The sequence below is a fragment of the Lysinibacillus sp. F12 genome, from assembly GCF_057773605.1.
The window spans coordinates 1,011,599-1,028,196 of record NZ_JBYMLP010000001.1 but is presented as its reverse complement, the minus strand read 5'-3'; the positions used below and the strand labels follow the sequence as shown (position 1 = coordinate 1,028,196).

Below are 16,598 nucleotides of genomic sequence, written 5' to 3'. Positions count from 1 at the left end.
ACTACATAAACAAGCAATGAAGGGAGTGTGGGATAAGATGACTGAATTATATGGACCCGTCAATGAATTAAAAGGCGTCGGGAAAGAAACAGCAGCACATCTTGAATCACTAGGAATCAATACAATAGCTGATTTATTATGGACGTTCCCACATCGACATGAAGATTTTCGTTTAAAGGATTTAGCGCAAACACCACATAACGAACGGGTTACAGTTGAGTGTAAGGTGGAGCGGGAACCTACCATTTTATTTTTAGGCCGCAATAAATCAAGACTCCAAGTAACCGTTTTAGCTGGAAGACATTTAGTGAAAGTCGTATTTTTCAATCAGGGCTATTTAAAGCAAAAGCTTGTACCTGGTTCCATTATTACAGTGACTGGGAAATGGGATCGTGGTAGACAGGTCATCAATGGCACATCGGTCTCATTTGGACCTAAAACGGATCAAGTAGACTTTGAACCTGTATACAGTCTGAAAGGATTAATTCAACAAAAAAGATTTCGAAAATATATGCGACAAGTATTGGACGAATATGGCGCTAATTTGCCTGATGCTATTCCACAACATTTTCAGGATTCCTATAAGCTTTTGCCTATACAAGAAGGCTTGGAGGGGATTCATTTTCCGCAAGATGCGCAACATGCCAAACAAGCAAGAAGACGTTTTGCCTATGAAGAGCTATTAAATTTCCAGCTACGTATGCAAGCATTACGTAAGGTACGTAAGGAAAATGAACAAGGAACTGTGATTCAATATAATGTGCATTTGCTCCGTGAATTTATCGCTGCGTTACCGTATGAATTGACCAATGCTCAAAAACGCGTTGTCAATGAAATTTGTAAAGATTTGAAGGAACCACATCGAATGAATCGTTTATTACAAGGTGATGTAGGTTCAGGGAAAACGGTGGTAGCAGCTATCGGTCTATATGCTGCAGTATCAGCGGGTTATCAAGGGGCATTAATGGCACCAACGGAAATTTTAGCAGAGCAACACTTGGAGAACTTGCAAGAATGGTTCCAACCATTTGGCGTACGTGTAGCTTTGTTATCTGGGTCAACCAAAATGAAGGAGCGACGTGTAATACTAGCAGATTTGGCGAATGGAGAGCTTGATATTGTGATTGGTACACATGCCTTAATCCAGCCAGATGTTATTTTTAAAAAGCTTGGTTTTGTTATTACCGATGAACAACATCGCTTTGGTGTTGAACAACGACGTATACTGAGAGATAAAGGGGAAAACCCAGATGTGCTCTTTATGACAGCGACTCCTATTCCAAGAACACTTGCCATTACAGCATTTGGAGAAATGGATGTGTCGATGATTGATGAAATGCCGGCAGGGCGTAAACAAATTGAAACACATTGGATGAAAAAAGAGCAATTCGGATCGGTCATGTCAAAACTAGAAGGAGAGCTAGCCGCTGGAAGACAGGCCTATGCCATTTGTCCTCTCATTGAGGAATCCGATAAGCTTGATGTTCAAAATGCAGTTGAAATTTATGAACAGCTAGCGACTTATTTTAATGGCCGCTATCAAGTGGGATTAATGCATGGACGTTTATCAGCAGATGAAAAGGATGCTGTCATGCGTGCTTTTAGTGATGGTTCCATACAGGTTTTAGTTTCAACGACAGTCGTTGAGGTAGGGGTGAATGTACCGAATGCGACATTTATGATTGTCTATGACGCTGAACGATTTGGTTTAGCGCAATTGCATCAGTTACGTGGACGTGTTGGACGAGGTGAGCATCAATCCTATTGTATTTTACTTGCTGATCCTAAATCTGACGAAGGAAAAGAGCGAATGCAGTCTATGACAGAAACAAATGATGGTTTCCGCTTAGCTGAAAAAGATTTAGAGTTGCGAGGGCCAGGGGATTTTTTTGGACGCAAGCAAAGTGGTTTACCAGATTTCAAAGTAGCTGATTTAGTCCATGATTATCGGATTCTTGAAACCGCTCGCAAAGATGCAACTATGATGCTGGAAACCGATGCCTTTTGGCATGATGACGACTATCAGTACTTACGCAAAATGTTAGAAGATTCTGGCGTTATGCAAGGGGAGCGCTTCGATTAATATAGTAATATGATTCACGCTAGAATGCAGGCACTTGATTTTAAAACAAGTCTTGCATTCTTTTTTTAACCTCTATATACTGATATTAGTACCAAGTGCTAATAACAACTCAAAAGGTGGCGAATGATGTTGAGACGAACAAAAAAAGAACGACAGCGACTACTAACTGAAACGATAGCTGAAAATCCATTCGTCACAGATGAACAGCTAGCAACACAGTTTCAGGTAAGTGTTCAAACAATTCGCTTAGACCGTATGGAATTATCCATACCAGAATTACGAGAGCGTATTAAAGATGTCGCTTCAAAAAACTATGAAAATGAAGTGAAATCTCTACCGATTGATGAGGTCATCGGAGAAATTGTTGATATTGAATTAGATAATCGAGCACTTTCGATTTTTGATGTGAAAGAAGAGCATGTTTTCCAGCGCAACGGCATCGCACGTGGACATCATTTGTTCGCACAAGCAAACTCTTTAGCGGTTGCCGTTATTAACGATGAACTAGCATTGACAGTACATTCTACTATTACGTTTGTGAAACCTGTTCGTGCTGGAAATCGTGTTATTACAAAAGCGATTGTTATCGGACGAGATGATAAAAATCATCGGACAAAAGTTGAGGTAACATCTACTGTTAATGGCGAAACCGTTTTTGTTGGTGAATTTGATATGTACCGTACGAAAGGTAAAGGTGAGTAATAATGAAATTAGCGCTAGATGGAATGGGTGGAGACAATGCACCAAAATCAGTAATTGAAGGTGCACTCTTGGCATTAGAGCAAATTCCAAATTTAGAAATTCAATTATATGGACAGCAAGAGAAGCTTGAGCCATTTTTAAAGCAGCATGATCGATTAACGATCGTACATTGTGAGGAAGTAGTTGAAGGAACCGACGATCCAGCACGTGCTGTTCGTAGAAAAAAAGATTCTTCCATGGCGCGCATGATGGATGCAGTGGATGAGGGTAGAGCAGATGCTTGTCTCTCAGCAGGAAATACAGGTGCTTTAATGGCAGGTGGTTTATTTAAAGTAGGTCGTATTGAAGGAATTGCCCGACCAGCTTTAGCGACGACATTACCAACACTTGATGGTAAGGGCTTTTTAATGCTTGATTTAGGTGCTAACGCAGATGCCCGTCCAGAACATCTAGTACAATATGCGATTATGGGCGATATTTATGCGAAGAAAGTTGGCGGGTTACAAAAACCTCGAATCGGCTTATTAAATATCGGTACTGAAGATAAAAAAGGAAATGAATTAACGAAAGCAACCTTTGATTTATTAAAAGAAGCGAATTTGAATTTTATTGGTAATGTAGAGGCACGTGATTTACTTGAAGGAGTAGCTGATGTTGTTGTTACGGATGGCTTTACGGGGAATATGGTGTTGAAGTCAATTGAAGGTACGGCGGGCGCTTTATTTTCAATGTTAAAAGAGGCGTTTATGTCCTCAACAAAAACGAAGATTTCGGCGGTCCTTATGAAAAATAATTTACGTGACTTAAAACATAAAATGGACTATACAGAATACGGTGGTGCTGGATTGTTTGGCTTACAGGCACCTGTAATAAAGGCTCATGGATCATCTAATGCGAAAGCGATCTTTAGTGCTATCCGCCAAGCAAACACAATGGTTGAACATACTGTTATTTCGACAATTACAGAAACAGTACGCCACATAGAAATTGATTAACAAAGGGGATTTTTCAAATGACGAAAATAGCATTTATTTTTCCGGGACAAGGTTCGCAAGTAGTGGGAATGGGGCAAGAGTTTGTTGAAAATGCAGCGGAAAGTAAAGCCTTCTATGATCGTGCAGACCAAGCTCTCGATTTGGAGCTATCTAAGCTAATGTTAGAAGGTCCAGCGGAGGAATTAACTTTAACATATCATGCTCAGCCAGCGCTATTAACTACAGGTGTAATGGTAGCAGAGAAGCTACGTGCAGCCGGAATTCACCCTCATTATGCAGCAGGTCACTCCCTTGGAGAATATGGTGCATTGGTTATTGCGGGCGTCATGTCCTTTGAAGATGCCGTGAAGATTGTGCATAAACGTGGTCTCTATATGAACGAAGCTGTACCTGCTGGACAAGGTGCTATGGCAGCGATTTTAGGCATGGAATTAGAAGCATTAAATGAAGTAACTGAGCAAGTGTCTGCAACAGGTCATCCTGTGCAGGTCGCCAATGTTAATTGCCCGGGGCAAATTGTTATTTCAGGAACAAAAGAGGGTGTTGAGAAGGCATCAAGCGCTGCAAAAGATGCAGGGGCTAAGCGTGCAATACCATTAGTTGTAAGTGGTCCATTCCATTCTGAACTGATGCGACCATCGTCAGAGATGCTGAAAGCTGCGTTGGTTGATGTTACTTTAGCGGCTCCGCAAATTCCTGTTGTAGGGAACGTGATGGCTAAGGAGTTAACGGATGTTCCGGCTATTCAACAAGAGCTTGTTGAACAGGTTTATAGTGCTGTTCAATGGGAGGCATCTATGCGCGAAATGATTGCACAAGGTGTGGATGTCTTTATTGAATGTGGCCCGGGTAAAGTATTAAGTGGTCTATTGAAAAAAATCGATCGCTCTGTTGCTGCCTATTGTGTCTATGATGAGGCATCATTAGAAGCGGTTCTAGAAGCGTCAAAGGAGTGGTCAATCAATGCGTAAACTTGAGGGAAAAGTAGTTGTTGTAACAGGAGCTTCACGAGGAATAGGTCGTGCTATTGCATTAAAGCTTGCTGACGAAGGTGCGAAAGTTGTCGTGAATTATAGTGGCTCGCAAGCAAAAGCTGAAGAAGTGGTTGCTATAATTCAAGAAGGTGGTGGTGAGGCAATTGCTGTACAAGCTAGCGTCTCTCAAACAGAAGAAGTGACAGCATTAATGGATACAGCTGTGAAAACATTTGGCTCCCTTGATATTTTAGTGAATAATGCTGGTATTACAAGAGATAATTTACTTATGCGCATGAAGGAAAATGAATGGGATGATGTCTTAGATACGAATCTTAAGGGTGTTTTCCTATGTACCAAAGCGGTAACACGTCAAATGATGAAGCAACGTGCTGGTCGAATTATTAATATTTCATCGATTGTTGGCGTAGCTGGAAATGCGGGCCAAGCAAACTATGTAGCTGCTAAAGCGGGTGTTATTGGGTTAACAAAAACAACTGCGAAGGAATTAGCGTCTCGCAATATTTTAGTTAATGCTATTGCACCTGGTTTTATCGAAACTGAAATGACAGATCAGTTACCAGAAGATATTAAACAAGGGATGCTAACTCAAATTCCGCTTGCAAAACTAGGGCAACCAGAGGATATTGCAAAGGCAGTTGTTTTCCTTGCATCCGATGACGCAAACTATATGACTGGACAAACGCTTCATATAGACGGTGGTATGGTCATGTAATTTCAATTAGGCATGAGCGCTAATTTTTTGTATAATCATTTGAGGGGAGGTGAATCATTTGTCTACAGTATTAGAACGCGTAACAAAAGTAATCGTGGACCGTTTAGGTGTTGAAGAAAGCGAAGTAACACTTGAAGCTTCTTTCCGTGATGATTTAGGTGCTGACTCATTAGACGTAGTTGAGCTTGTAATGGAGCTTGAAGACGAATTCGATATGGAAATTTCTGATGAAGATGCTGAAAAAATCTCAACAGTAGGTTCTGCAATTTCATACATCGAAAGTAAAATAAACTAATTTCGTTTGTACTTTATTTAGCAGAAATTTATCACCCTTATTGGTGTAATGGTTATCGTAATTATACAAATGGTATTTATGATTGGTTGAATAAAGGAGAAATAGTTTCCTGCTTTTCTTTACAGGGAAGCAGATCTAATAGACAAGATGTATTCAAAGGGGACGAAATAGATCGGTTTTCGATCTATAGACGTCCTCTTTTTGTTTCAATTATATAGTGGATTTACATCCCGAAGATCGATTGGGACACAAATGTGCCAAGGCTTAATTGATTTTGGAAATAAATTTGCTAAAAATTTTCCAAAATATTGTGTTTATGCCGAAATACTTTTGCATAAACGCTTTGAAAAAGGTACACTAAAACGGTAGAAACTATTAGGAAGGCAGATTTGTTCAATGGCTATGAAAAGAAAAGGAACTATGCAGAAATCTGGCGTACTTCCTGAAAAAGTACGCAATCAATTCGAGCTGCTACAGCATGAATTAAATATCACATTTATTAATAAAAATTTATTGTATCAAGCATTCACGCATTCATCTTATGTGAATGAGCATCGCCGTAAGCTATTTACGGATAATGAGCGTCTTGAATTTTTAGGGGACGCAGTACTTGAACTGTCTGTTTCTAAATATCTTTTTGAGAAATACCCCAATATGAGCGAGGGTGAGTTAACAAAGTTACGAGCATCCATTGTTTGTGAACCATCTCTAGTTATTTTTGCAAATGAACTAGGCTTTGGTCGCTTTGTTTTACTTGGAAAAGGTGAAGAATTAACAGGTGGACGGGAACGCCCAGCACTACTTGCAGATGTGTTTGAGTCATTTGTAGGTGCCTTATATTTAGATCAAGATTTACAAACGGTCGTGTCATTTTTAGAACGTATCGTGTTCCCAAAAGTAGAAGTCGGTGCTTTTTCGCATGTGATGGATTTTAAAAGCCAATTGCAAGAAATGGTACAGCAAACAAATAATGGACTTCTTCATTATGAAATCATTGATGAAAAAGGTCCTGCACATAATCGTACCTTTGTATCAAGCGTCTTACTGAACGGACAAGAGCTTGGTATTGGTCGAGGAAAATCGAAAAAAGAAGCCGAGCAGCAAGCTGCACAATGTGCTATGCGTATGATGCGAGAAGAAGCTGCAAAAGAGGAGGCTTAAAAGATGTTCCTAAAACGACTAGAAGTGATTGGCTTTAAATCATTTGCGGAGCGCATTGGTATTGACTTTGTACCCGGTGTTACAGCGGTTGTCGGACCAAATGGCAGTGGAAAAAGTAATGTCACAGATGCAATACGTTGGGTACTTGGAGAGCAATCGGCAAAGTCGTTACGTGGATCAAAGATGGAAGATGTAATTTTTGCAGGGAGTGACTCTCGGAAGCCGCTCAACTTTGCAGAGGTAACACTAATATTAGATAATACCGACGAGCAACTTGCTTTTTCCTATACAGAAGTCAGCGTAACAAGACGCGTATACCGTTCAGGTGATAGTGAATATTTATTAAATAACCAGCAGTGTCGCCTGAAGGATATTACGGACTTGTTTATGGATTCAGGCCTTGGAAAAGAGGCTTTTTCTATAATTTCACAGGGGCGTGTCGATGAAATTTTAAATAGCCGACCTGATGACCGTCGTTCGATTTTTGAAGAGGCAGCTGGCGTACTAAAGTATAAAATAAGAAAGAAAAAAGCAGAGCATAAACTTGTTGAGACAGATGAAAATTTGTATCGTGTATTAGATATTCTTCATGAATTAGACAGTCGTCTAGGACCTCTCGAAATGCAAGCATCTAGTGCAAGAGACTATGTACAAATGTCTACTGAGCTAAAAGATTTTGATATTGCCATTCTTGTGCATGATTTTAAAAATTGTGCACAGTCTTTGCGTGCGCTAAAAGAAGAATACACAAACCTATCTGAGATAGAGCAAAAGCAAGCTCAAGATATTGCAGCTTTCGATAAACAGACAATTCATATTCGTAAGCTATTAAAAGAACTTGATGAATATTTGGATGTTTCACAAGCTGACCTAGTTAATGCCACAATGGAGGTAGAACGATGGGATGGACGAAAGGCGCTAATGGCTGAAAAGCGTCAAAATGCGTCCAATCAATTACAGCAACTGAATACGTCATTACAAGAAGCAAAAGCAGAAGTAGAGGCATTGCTTATTCAGGAGCAAGAGAAAAAAGCTGTATTCTCAGAAAAACAACAAGCCGTGTCGGTGCTAAAACAGAGCATTAAACAGTTAGAGCAATCATTAAATCGCTCGGTAACAGAAATTGAACAAGAAATTGAGGAGCAAAAAAATCGATATATCGATTCGTTGAATGAAGAAGCGACCATCAAAAATGAGTTAAAAAATATCGATCAGCAGTTGGCTCAACAAAAAGCTATGGCAACACGAATGTCCGACCAAACTGATGAAATTGGGCAAGAGCTTATGCAAATTATTGCTGAAAAAGAACAGCTAGTAGCAGTACATACTACAACAACAAATGATTTGCAAGAAAAGCTAGACCAATATGATGCTTTGCAAATACAGTTGAAAAATGTTAATTCAACCTTTACTGAGAAGCAAGATATGCTGTATAAAGCTTATCAGCATCAGCAGCAACTTAAAGCTAGAAAAGACACGTTAGCGGAGCTTGAAGCTGACTTTTCAGGGTTTTTCCAAGGTGTTAAAGAAGTACTACTGGCACGAGATAAAGGGGAATTACAAGGTATTGAGGGTGCCGTAGCTGAGTTAATTCAAGTTGAGGGGAAATATTCACAAGCAATAGAAACCGCTTTAGGAGCTGCCTCTCAGCACATTGTCACAACTAATGAACGCCATGCCCAACAGGCTATTCATTGGCTAAAACAAAAGCGAGCTGGACGTGCGACCTTCTTACCGAAAACATTAATGAAATCACGCAAAATTAATCTAGCGACTATCCAATTGGCCACTGAGCACCCAGCATTTGTTCGAATGGCGGATGCGTTAGTGACTTTCAATGAAGATAATCGAACAATTGTTGAAAACCTTCTAGGGAATGTCATCGTTGCAGCAAATCTTGAAGGGGCAAGTCAAATTGCTAGATTATGTGGGTTCCGTTATCGAGTTGTTACGCTTGATGGAGATATTGTTAATGCAGGGGGCTCGTTAACGGGTGGTGCTTTGAAACAGCAATCTTCACTCTTTACAAGAAAAGCGGAATTAGATGGTTTAGTTCTAAAGCTAGAGTCTCTACAAGCTTCCATTTATGGTGCCGAACAGGCTGTTGCAGCGGAAAAGGAAAAGCTAGCAACAATTCGTGATCAAGTAGAGCTGCTGAAGCTTGAAGGGGAGCAATTACGAAAAGATGAGATGCAGCAGGCGGGTCGTTTACGTGAGTTAGAAGCTGTGGAGAAAAGCTTGTCGGCTAGAGTAACTTTTGCCTCGACTGAAACACAAGATGTAAAAACACGAGAAGAGGCATTATTGGCTCAAAAGCAAGAAGCAGAGGAACGTTTAAGCGCGCTTGCAGTAGAATTAATCGAAATCAACGAAACGGTTGAGCAATTAAGTAAGGTTAAACTACAAAGTGAGACAGAAAAAGATGTATTACGAGAGCAATTGGCAGAAAAACGCTCACAATTAGCTGTAATACAGGAACAAATGTCACAAGTTCAAATAGCTACAGCTGATTTAGCCCTACAATTAAACAAAGCTCAACAAAAAGTTGAAAATATTTCTCAGGAAATATTATGGCTTCAATCTGATGAATCGACAAATTATTTAAGTGATGAAGAGGTCGATGAACAGGTGATGACTTGGAAGGCTAGAAGAGATGAGCTACAACAGGCAATTTCTCAGAAAAAAGAAGAAAAAGTAGGGCAACAGAATGAACTTTCAACGCTAGAGGCGCAGCTGAAGGAATTACAACGAATCCATAAAGGATATCTTGAAGCGATACGTGGAAATGAGTTGAAACGAAACCGTGTTGAATTTGAGATGGACAATTTCACAGAACAGCTTGAGGAAAACTATCAGCTAACCTTCGAAGAAGCACAAGAAGAAGCACGGGCTATAGAAGATGAGGAATTTATACGCCGACGTGTTAAATTGCTTAAAAAATCAATTGAAGAGCTTGGACCTGTTAATTTAGGTGCGATTGAAGAATATGAAAGAGTACTCGAACGACATACGTTTTTAACTGAACAGCGAGAGGATTTGCTTGCGGCGCAAGAAACATTGCATGAAGCCATTAAAGAAATGGATGAAGAAATGACAATGCGCTTTAGCGAAACGTTCTTTGCAATTCGAGAACAATTTAGACTTGTGTTCCGTGAATTGTTTGGTGGGGGGCAAGCCGATTTAGTGCTTATTGACCCGCAAAATTTACTAGAAACAGGCATTGAAATCGTTGCTCAACCTCCAGGGAAAAAATTACAAAATTTAAGTTTACTTTCTGGTGGTGAACGTGCGCTAACGGCGATCGCTTTATTATTCTCCATCTTAAACATAAGACCAGTCCCATTTTGTATTCTCGATGAAGTCGAGGCTGCTTTAGATGAAGCAAATGTTGTGAGATACAGCCAATATTTGAAAAAGTTTAGTGGTGAAACACAATTCATTGTCATTACCCATCGTAAAGGAACGATGGAGGGAGCGGATGTCCTGTATGGTATAACTATGCAGGAGTCAGGTGTATCGAAACTCGTATCAGTAAAATTAGAAGACGAACCCGTACTTGCGGAGCAAAGGAGCAAATAAGGATGAGCTTTTTTAAGCGTTTAAAAGATAAATTGATGGGGAATCCAGCGGAGGAAGAAAAACTAGAGGCTCTTGAACATGATGTGGATTCTCATCAACAGGAATCAGAAGGAGACAGTGAGTCACCAATGACTGTGATTGAAGAACCTTCTGAGCAATTCGAGCAACCCTCACAAATTGAAGAGACAAAAGAATCCGAGCAACCCTCACAAATTGAAGAGACAAAAGAAACCGAACAATCTTCAGACATCGAAGGTACAAAAGATTTAGAGCCTTCTCCAAGCGAGGAAGAAGAGCAGCTAGAACTACAAGTTATTGAGGAACAACCAGCTGAGGAGAAAAAACCTTCTGCTTGGTCTATTACGCAAAAATTTAAAGCCGGCCTTGAAAAAACACGTAATTCCTTTACATCGAAAGTCAACGACCTTGTTGCGCGTTATCGTAAAGTAGATGAGGATTTCTTTGAGGAATTAGAAGACCTTTTACTACAGGCCGATGTTGGTTTTGAAACGGTCATGGAACTTATGGATAAATTACGTTTCGAAGTGCAACGTAAAAATATAAAAGATACAAATGGTATACAAACTTTAATTTCTGAAAAGCTTGTAGAAATATATGAGCAAGGTGAAGAAGATTTAATTGAATTAAATATGCAGCCTGATGGTGAACTGACAGTCATTCTATTTGTTGGGGTGAATGGTGTAGGGAAAACAACGACAATTGGTAAACTTGCTCATCGTCTAAAGTCCCAAGGCAAAACAGTCGTTTTAGCTGCAGGTGATACATTCCGTGCAGGTGCTATTGATCAATTACAAGTGTGGGGAGATCGTGTAGGCTGTGAGGTGATTAAACAATCTGAGGGCTCTGATCCAGCAGCAGTTATGTATGATGCAATTCATGCTGCTAAAAACAGAAAAGCAGATGTGTTAATTTGTGATACTGCTGGACGCTTACAAAACAAAGTGAATTTAATGAACGAGCTTGAAAAAGTACATCGTGTCATTTCCCGTGAAATCCCAAGTGCTCCGCATGAAGTATTATTAGCGTTAGATGCAACAACTGGTCAAAATGCCCTTGTTCAAGCACAAACATTTAAAGAAGCAACGAATGTGACAGGTATCGTTTTAACAAAGCTGGACGGTACAGCTAAGGGTGGTATTGTGCTTGCAATCCGTAATAAATTACACATTCCTGTGAAATTTGTAGGTCTTGGAGAGAAAATGGACGATTTACAGCCATTTGATGCAGAACGATATGTCTATGGGTTATTTGCTGATGGTTTAGATAAAGAATTACAAAACAATGAAGAATAACAGATAAATTGGCTTTGCCATTTTATCTTGATTTAGCATTCATCTCCTTCATGTATCGGAGGGGATGAATGTTTGTTTTTTTATAGGTCATTAATGTTAGTTTAACCTCTCCATAAGAAATGTGACATTCATTCACTGGGGTGTAATCGTGTAGAAACGCTCGCCTATGAAAAATTGAATTGACATGTTGGAAAGTAATACTAGCTCAAGGCAAGAAATGCCCAAAAGTAAGTAAATGAGGCTTTTAGACAAGGAGATTACCTTGACACAGACGGGCGCTTTTCGATATGATACAAATGACTAAATAGCAGGAGGAGAAATATTCGATGCTACTTGAAAAAACAACACGCATGAACTTTCTCTTCGACTTTTATCAAGCATTATTAACAGATAAGCAAAGAAGTTATATGGAACTATACTATTTGGATGATCACTCACTAGGTGAAATCGCTGAATCGTATGGGGTTTCACGCCAAGCTGTCTACGATAATATTCGTCGAACAGAAGCAATGCTTGAGGAATATGAAGAAAAATTATGTTTACTTGAAAAATTTCAACAACGTACCCAAATGCTTTCACAGCTAACAATGGGGATAACAGAACAAAGTATGACAGCTGAAGAGCAGTTAGCGCTTATTGAACAGCTGAAAGAATGGGATTAGGAGGCGAAAGCGATGGCTTTTGAAGGATTAGCGGAACGACTCCAAGGAACGATCCAAAAAATTAAGGGCAAAGGGAAAGTATCAGAGCAAGACGTCAAAGAAATGATGCGTGAAGTCCGATTTGCTTTAATTGAGGCGGATGTTAACTTAAAAGTAGTCAAGGAATTTGTAAAAAAGGTTAGTGAACGTGCTGTTGGTGTAGATGTTATGCAAAGCTTAACACCAGGTCAACAAGTCATTAAAATTGTACAAGATGAATTAACCGAATTAATGGGTGGCGAGCAAAGCCCAATTAAATTTAATACGAAGCCTCCAACTGTTATTATGATGGTCGGTCTCCAAGGAGCAGGGAAAACGACAACTACAGGTAAATTGGCTAATGTTCTACGAAAAAAATATAATCGTAAACCATTGTTAGTAGCAGCCGACGTTTATCGTCCAGCAGCTGTTCAACAATTAGAAACATTAGGTAAACAGCTTTCATTACCAGTTTTTTCGTTAGGCACTGATATTTCTCCTGTAGAGATTGCGCGTCAGGCAATTGAAAAGGCGAAAGAAGATCATCACGATGTCGTAATTATCGATACGGCCGGCCGTTTGCACATCGATGAGGATTTGATGCAAGAATTAAAAGATATACGCGCATTAAAAGAGCCAGATGAGGTCTTTCTTGTTGTTGATGCAATGACAGGTCAAGATGCCGTGAACGTAGCAGAAAGCTTTAACGAGGCTATTGGTATTACAGGAGTTGTGTTAACGAAACTTGATGGTGATACTCGTGGTGGTGCGGCATTATCTATACGTTCTGTAACGCAGAAACCGATTAAGTTTGTCGGTATGGGCGAAAAAATGGATGCGCTAGAACCTTTCCATCCTGAACGTATGGCGTCTCGTATTTTAGGTATGGGAGATGTTCTATCGCTGATCGAAAAGGCCCAAGCAAATGTAGATGAGGCAAAAGCCAAAGAGTTAGAAGAAAAATTCAAGACTCAATCCTTTACATTTGATGATTTCGTGGAGCAACTACAGCAAGTTAAAAAAATGGGACCTCTAGATGAAATTTTAAAGATGCTCCCTGGTGCAAACAAAATCAAAGGCTTAGATAATGTCAAAGTTGATGATAAGCAAATGGGGCGTGTAGAGGCGATTATTTACTCCATGACGCCTGCTGAAAAGACGAATCCTGAATTGATTAATGGCAGCCGTAAAAAGCGCATTGCTAAAGGTTCAGGGACTTCTATTCAAGAGGTGAATCGTCTGATTAAGCAATTTGATGAAATGAAAAAAATGATGAAGCAAATGACTGGAATGGCAAGTGGTAAGGGCAAGAAAAAAATGAAATTACCAGGCTTTGATTCATTGTTTAAATAATAATTTTTAGGTGTTAAGAAAAAACACTTTACAAACAACCTAAACATTGATAATATACTATCTTGTGTGAAACTTATTCGGAGGTGCTATTAAAATGGCAGTTAAAATTCGCTTAAAACGTATGGGAGCTAAAAAATCTCCTTTCTATCGTATCGTAGTTGCAGACGCTCGTTCACCACGTGACGGCCGTCAAATCGAAACAGTTGGTACTTACAACCCACTAACTCAACCAGCTACTGTAAACATTGATGAAGAGAAAGCTCTTAAATGGTTAGCTGACGGTGCAAAACCATCAGATACAGTACGTAACCTGTTCTCAGAACAAGGTATCATGGAGAAATTCCATAACCAAAAATTCAGTAAATAATCGGGGGCGACGTCTTTGAAGCAGCTGATTGAAGCAATCGTTTTACCGTTAGTCGATTATCCAGAAGAAGTTCGTATTGAGACGGATGAAAATGCAAATCGAATTGTTTATAAACTTTTTGTTCATCCAGAGGATCGAGGGAAAGTCATAGGCAAGCAAGGGCGAGTAGCGAAAGCAATTCGTACAATTGTTTATTCAGCGGCAGGTAGTCACCATCAAAAGAAGACCTACGTCGATATATTGGATTAATAGAAAAGATTTTCGCGCTCTTGCAACGAGTACAATTGAGTCCTGATAGGTGTGTTTACATGTCGCTTAGGAGTTCGAAGTGGCCTTTAGCATGAAGCGTAATATCTGGACTAAGAAGGAGGGAGCTTGTAGGTTCCTTCCTTTTTTCTTTATTTCGCCTAGAATTGTTCTTTTTATTTAGGAAAAACAGGGCATAAAGTTTTAACTAAGATTACAGCTAGAGGCAATTGATTATATTAATATGGACGAGACAATTGATTGTCTTAGCTGAACCTACATTTTTCCGAAGTAAATTTGCTAACTACGGGAAAAGGTAGAAAGCGAATGCAATTGGAGAGAGTAGTACGTTTTAATGAGGTGATAGTTGAATGGAATGGTTTAATGTAGGTCGAATTGTCAATACACACGGTATTCGAGGAGAGGTGCGTATATTATCGACAACAGACTTTGAAAAAGAGCGTTTTGCGGTAGGGAATAAGCTTGCTGCCTTTAAAAAGGACGATAAAAAGCCAACTTGGGTAACGATTCAATCTGTGCGTCGTCATAAAAACTTTATTTTATTAACATTCGAAGGCATGAATAACATCAATTTGGTCGAGCCGTTTAAAGAAGGTTTGTTAAAAGTGACAAAAGATCAAATGACTGATGATCTCCTGGAAGAAAATGAATTCTTTTTCCATGAGATTATAGGTTGTACAGTTGTTTCTGAAGAAGGCGAAACAATTGGTGTTGTGAACGATATTCTACAAACAGGTGCTAATGATGTATGGGTGGTTAAAGGCTCAAAGAAGGAGCATTATATCCCTTATATAGAAGATATCGTGAAAGATATTGATGTGGATGAGAAGAAAATTGTCATTCACGTAATGGAAGGTTTATTATGATGAATATTCATGTGCTGAGCCTTTTTCCCGATATGTTCTCAGGTGTTTTCGGGGCTTCTATTTTAAAGAAAGCTCAAGAAAAAAATGCGGTCAAGCTAGAGGTAACCGACATCCGTACATTTTCGGGGAATAAGCACAATCAAGTTGACGACTATCCATATGGTGGCGGAGCAGGCATGGTTTTAAAGCCTGAGCCGATGTTTAGCGCTGTAGAAGCAATTTGTGCAGGAAAACAACCACGCATCATTTTAATGTGCCCTCAGGGAGAACGATTCACCCAAAAAAAAGCAGAAGAATTGTCACAAGAGAAGGAATTAGTCTTTTTATGTGGTCACTATGAAGGCTATGATGAACGTATACGCCAGCACCTTGTAACAGATGAAATTTCTATTGGGGATTTCGTTTTAACAGGTGGAGAACTAGGAGCCATGACGGTTATCGATAGTGTTGTACGCCTATTACCAGGTGTATTAGGCCAAGAAGATTCACATATACAAGATTCCTTTTCAACTGGTCTCTTAGAGCATCCTCATTATACTCGACCAGCAGAATTTCGAGGAATGAAGGTGCCAGATGTTTTATTATCGGGCAATCACGCAAAAATTGAGCAATGGCGTGAGGAGCAATCGTTGAAAAGAACCTTTGAACGTCGTCCTGATTTACTTGATCTATATCCTTTAACTGACAAGCAAAAATTGTATTTAGAAAAACTTAAAAACAATCAACAAGATGCTTGATTGCCTAGTATATTTATGATAACATTTAATCTGTACTTCTATGTGAAGTACTGAATTACGGTGTTCCGCTGTGGCATAGATTGCGTGCAAGAGCATCTGTCTAAGGAGAGAAAACAATGTCAAACATTATTACAGAAATTACAAAATCTCAACTTCGCACGGATCTACCTGCTTTCCGTCCTGGTGATACTGTTAAGGTACACGTGAAAGTAGTAGAGGGTACTCGTGAACGTATCCAGCTTTTCGAAGGTGTAGTAATTAAACGTCGTGGTGGCGGTATTAGCGAAACTTTCACAGTTCGTAAAATTTCTTACGGTGTAGGTGTTGAGCGTACATTCCCTGTACACACACCAAAAATCGCTAACTTAGAAGTTGTACGTCGTGGTAAAGTACGTCGTGCTAAACTTTACTACCTACGTAACCTACGTGGTAAAGCTGCTCGTATTAAAGAAATTCGATAATTATGACTTAAAAGTGAGGGGCTTGTACG

At 39.6% G+C, this 16,598-nt stretch carries 16 protein-coding genes; all 16 read left to right on the top strand.

Going from position 1 to position 16,598, the window contains the following annotated elements; all coding sequences use genetic code 11:
• Positions 1-37 precede the first annotated feature (37 nt).
• The 16 genes from recG (at position 38) to rplS (ending at position 16,569) form a co-directional block, all read left to right on the top strand.
• Positions 38-2,083: an ATP-dependent DNA helicase RecG gene (recG, locus tag AC3CH7_RS05245; protein ID WP_426388318.1), complete on the top strand. Its 2,046-nt coding sequence runs from the start codon at positions 38-40 to the stop codon at positions 2,081-2,083.
• Between the two features lie 129 nt (positions 2,084-2,212).
• Positions 2,213-2,785, top strand: a complete 573-nt coding sequence (gene fapR / locus AC3CH7_RS05240; protein WP_031418974.1) for a transcription factor FapR — start codon at positions 2,213-2,215, stop codon at positions 2,783-2,785.
• 2 nt (positions 2,786-2,787) lie between these two features.
• A complete protein-coding gene (plsX, locus tag AC3CH7_RS05235) occupies positions 2,788-3,780 on the top strand; it encodes a phosphate acyltransferase PlsX (RefSeq protein WP_031418975.1) in 993 nt (330 codons plus the stop codon).
• Positions 3,781-3,797: 17 nt separating this feature from the next.
• Positions 3,798-4,751, top strand: a complete 954-nt coding sequence (gene fabD / locus AC3CH7_RS05230; RefSeq protein WP_031418976.1) for an ACP S-malonyltransferase — start codon at positions 3,798-3,800, stop codon at positions 4,749-4,751.
• Positions 4,744-5,490 carry a 3-oxoacyl-[acyl-carrier-protein] reductase gene (gene fabG / locus AC3CH7_RS05225; protein ID WP_012293236.1) on the top strand — a complete coding sequence of 249 codons (747 nt, stop codon included), beginning with the start codon at positions 4,744-4,746 and terminating at the stop codon, positions 5,488-5,490. Before fabD ends, fabG begins: the two co-directional genes overlap by 8 nt.
• Before the next feature lie 58 nt (positions 5,491-5,548).
• Complete coding sequence (gene acpP, locus AC3CH7_RS05220) at positions 5,549-5,785, top strand: acyl carrier protein (protein ID WP_008181678.1); 237 nt, start codon at positions 5,549-5,551, stop codon at positions 5,783-5,785.
• Positions 5,786-6,181: 396 nt separating this feature from the next.
• Positions 6,182-6,946, top strand: coding sequence for a ribonuclease III (gene rnc / locus AC3CH7_RS05215; RefSeq protein ID WP_012293239.1), 765 nt, complete (start codon positions 6,182-6,184; stop codon positions 6,944-6,946).
• A gap of 3 nt (positions 6,947-6,949) precedes the next feature.
• Positions 6,950-10,525 carry a chromosome segregation protein SMC gene (gene smc, locus AC3CH7_RS05210; protein ID WP_426388316.1) on the top strand — a complete coding sequence of 1,192 codons (3,576 nt, stop codon included), beginning with the start codon at positions 6,950-6,952 and terminating at the stop codon, positions 10,523-10,525.
• A 2-nt stretch (positions 10,526-10,527) separates the two neighbouring features.
• The gene (ftsY, locus tag AC3CH7_RS05205) at positions 10,528-11,838 is read left to right on the top strand and encodes a signal recognition particle-docking protein FtsY (RefSeq protein WP_426388314.1); all 1,311 of its coding nucleotides are present in this window, start codon (positions 10,528-10,530) and stop codon (positions 11,836-11,838) included.
• Between the two features lie 326 nt (positions 11,839-12,164).
• Complete coding sequence (locus tag AC3CH7_RS05200; protein WP_012293242.1) at positions 12,165-12,500, top strand: putative DNA-binding protein; 336 nt, start codon at positions 12,165-12,167, stop codon at positions 12,498-12,500.
• A gap of 12 nt (positions 12,501-12,512) precedes the next feature.
• Positions 12,513-13,871 carry a signal recognition particle protein gene (gene ffh, locus AC3CH7_RS05195; RefSeq protein ID WP_031418979.1) on the top strand — a complete coding sequence of 453 codons (1,359 nt, stop codon included), beginning with the start codon at positions 12,513-12,515 and terminating at the stop codon, positions 13,869-13,871.
• A gap of 94 nt (positions 13,872-13,965) precedes the next feature.
• Positions 13,966-14,238 carry a 30S ribosomal protein S16 gene (rpsP, locus tag AC3CH7_RS05190; protein WP_004269411.1) on the top strand — a complete coding sequence of 91 codons (273 nt, stop codon included), beginning with the start codon at positions 13,966-13,968 and terminating at the stop codon, positions 14,236-14,238.
• A gap of 15 nt (positions 14,239-14,253) precedes the next feature.
• Positions 14,254-14,487: a KH domain-containing protein gene (locus tag AC3CH7_RS05185; protein ID WP_004269410.1), complete on the top strand. Its 234-nt coding sequence runs from the start codon at positions 14,254-14,256 to the stop codon at positions 14,485-14,487.
• Between the two features lie 368 nt (positions 14,488-14,855).
• The gene (gene rimM, locus AC3CH7_RS05180) at positions 14,856-15,371 is read left to right on the top strand and encodes a ribosome maturation factor RimM (protein WP_031418980.1); all 516 of its coding nucleotides are present in this window, start codon (positions 14,856-14,858) and stop codon (positions 15,369-15,371) included.
• The gene (gene trmD / locus AC3CH7_RS05175; RefSeq protein WP_025113917.1) at positions 15,371-16,108 is read left to right on the top strand and encodes a tRNA (guanosine(37)-N1)-methyltransferase TrmD; all 738 of its coding nucleotides are present in this window, start codon (positions 15,371-15,373) and stop codon (positions 16,106-16,108) included. Before rimM ends, trmD begins: the two co-directional genes overlap by 1 nt.
• Before the next feature lie 116 nt (positions 16,109-16,224).
• Positions 16,225-16,569: a 50S ribosomal protein L19 gene (rplS, locus tag AC3CH7_RS05170; RefSeq protein WP_008181294.1), complete on the top strand. Its 345-nt coding sequence runs from the start codon at positions 16,225-16,227 to the stop codon at positions 16,567-16,569.
• The last annotated feature ends 29 nt before the right edge of the window (positions 16,570-16,598 follow it).

Excerpts from the sequence above, each read along its gene's own strand:
- recG (WP_426388318.1), top strand. The coding sequence starts at position 38 with ATGACTGAATTATATGGACCCGTCAATGAATTAAAAGGCGTCGGGAAA.
- plsX (WP_031418975.1), top strand. The coding sequence starts at position 2,788 with ATGAAATTAGCGCTAGATGGAATGGGTGGAGACAATGCACCAAAATCA.
- fabD (WP_031418976.1), top strand. The coding sequence starts at position 3,798 with ATGACGAAAATAGCATTTATTTTTCCGGGACAAGGTTCGCAAGTAGTG.
- fabG (WP_012293236.1), top strand. The coding sequence starts at position 4,744 with ATGCGTAAACTTGAGGGAAAAGTAGTTGTTGTAACAGGAGCTTCACGA.
- rnc (WP_012293239.1), top strand. The coding sequence starts at position 6,182 with ATGGCTATGAAAAGAAAAGGAACTATGCAGAAATCTGGCGTACTTCCT.
- smc (WP_426388316.1), top strand. The coding sequence starts at position 6,950 with ATGTTCCTAAAACGACTAGAAGTGATTGGCTTTAAATCATTTGCGGAG.
- ftsY (WP_426388314.1), top strand. The coding sequence starts at position 10,528 with ATGAGCTTTTTTAAGCGTTTAAAAGATAAATTGATGGGGAATCCAGCG.
- AC3CH7_RS05200 (WP_012293242.1), top strand. The coding sequence starts at position 12,165 with ATGCTACTTGAAAAAACAACACGCATGAACTTTCTCTTCGACTTTTAT.
- ffh (WP_031418979.1), top strand. The coding sequence starts at position 12,513 with ATGGCTTTTGAAGGATTAGCGGAACGACTCCAAGGAACGATCCAAAAA.
- rpsP (WP_004269411.1), top strand. The coding sequence starts at position 13,966 with ATGGCAGTTAAAATTCGCTTAAAACGTATGGGAGCTAAAAAATCTCCT.
- rimM (WP_031418980.1), top strand. The coding sequence starts at position 14,856 with ATGGAATGGTTTAATGTAGGTCGAATTGTCAATACACACGGTATTCGA.
- trmD (WP_025113917.1), top strand. The coding sequence starts at position 15,371 with ATGAATATTCATGTGCTGAGCCTTTTTCCCGATATGTTCTCAGGTGTT.
- rplS (WP_008181294.1), top strand. The coding sequence starts at position 16,225 with ATGTCAAACATTATTACAGAAATTACAAAATCTCAACTTCGCACGGAT.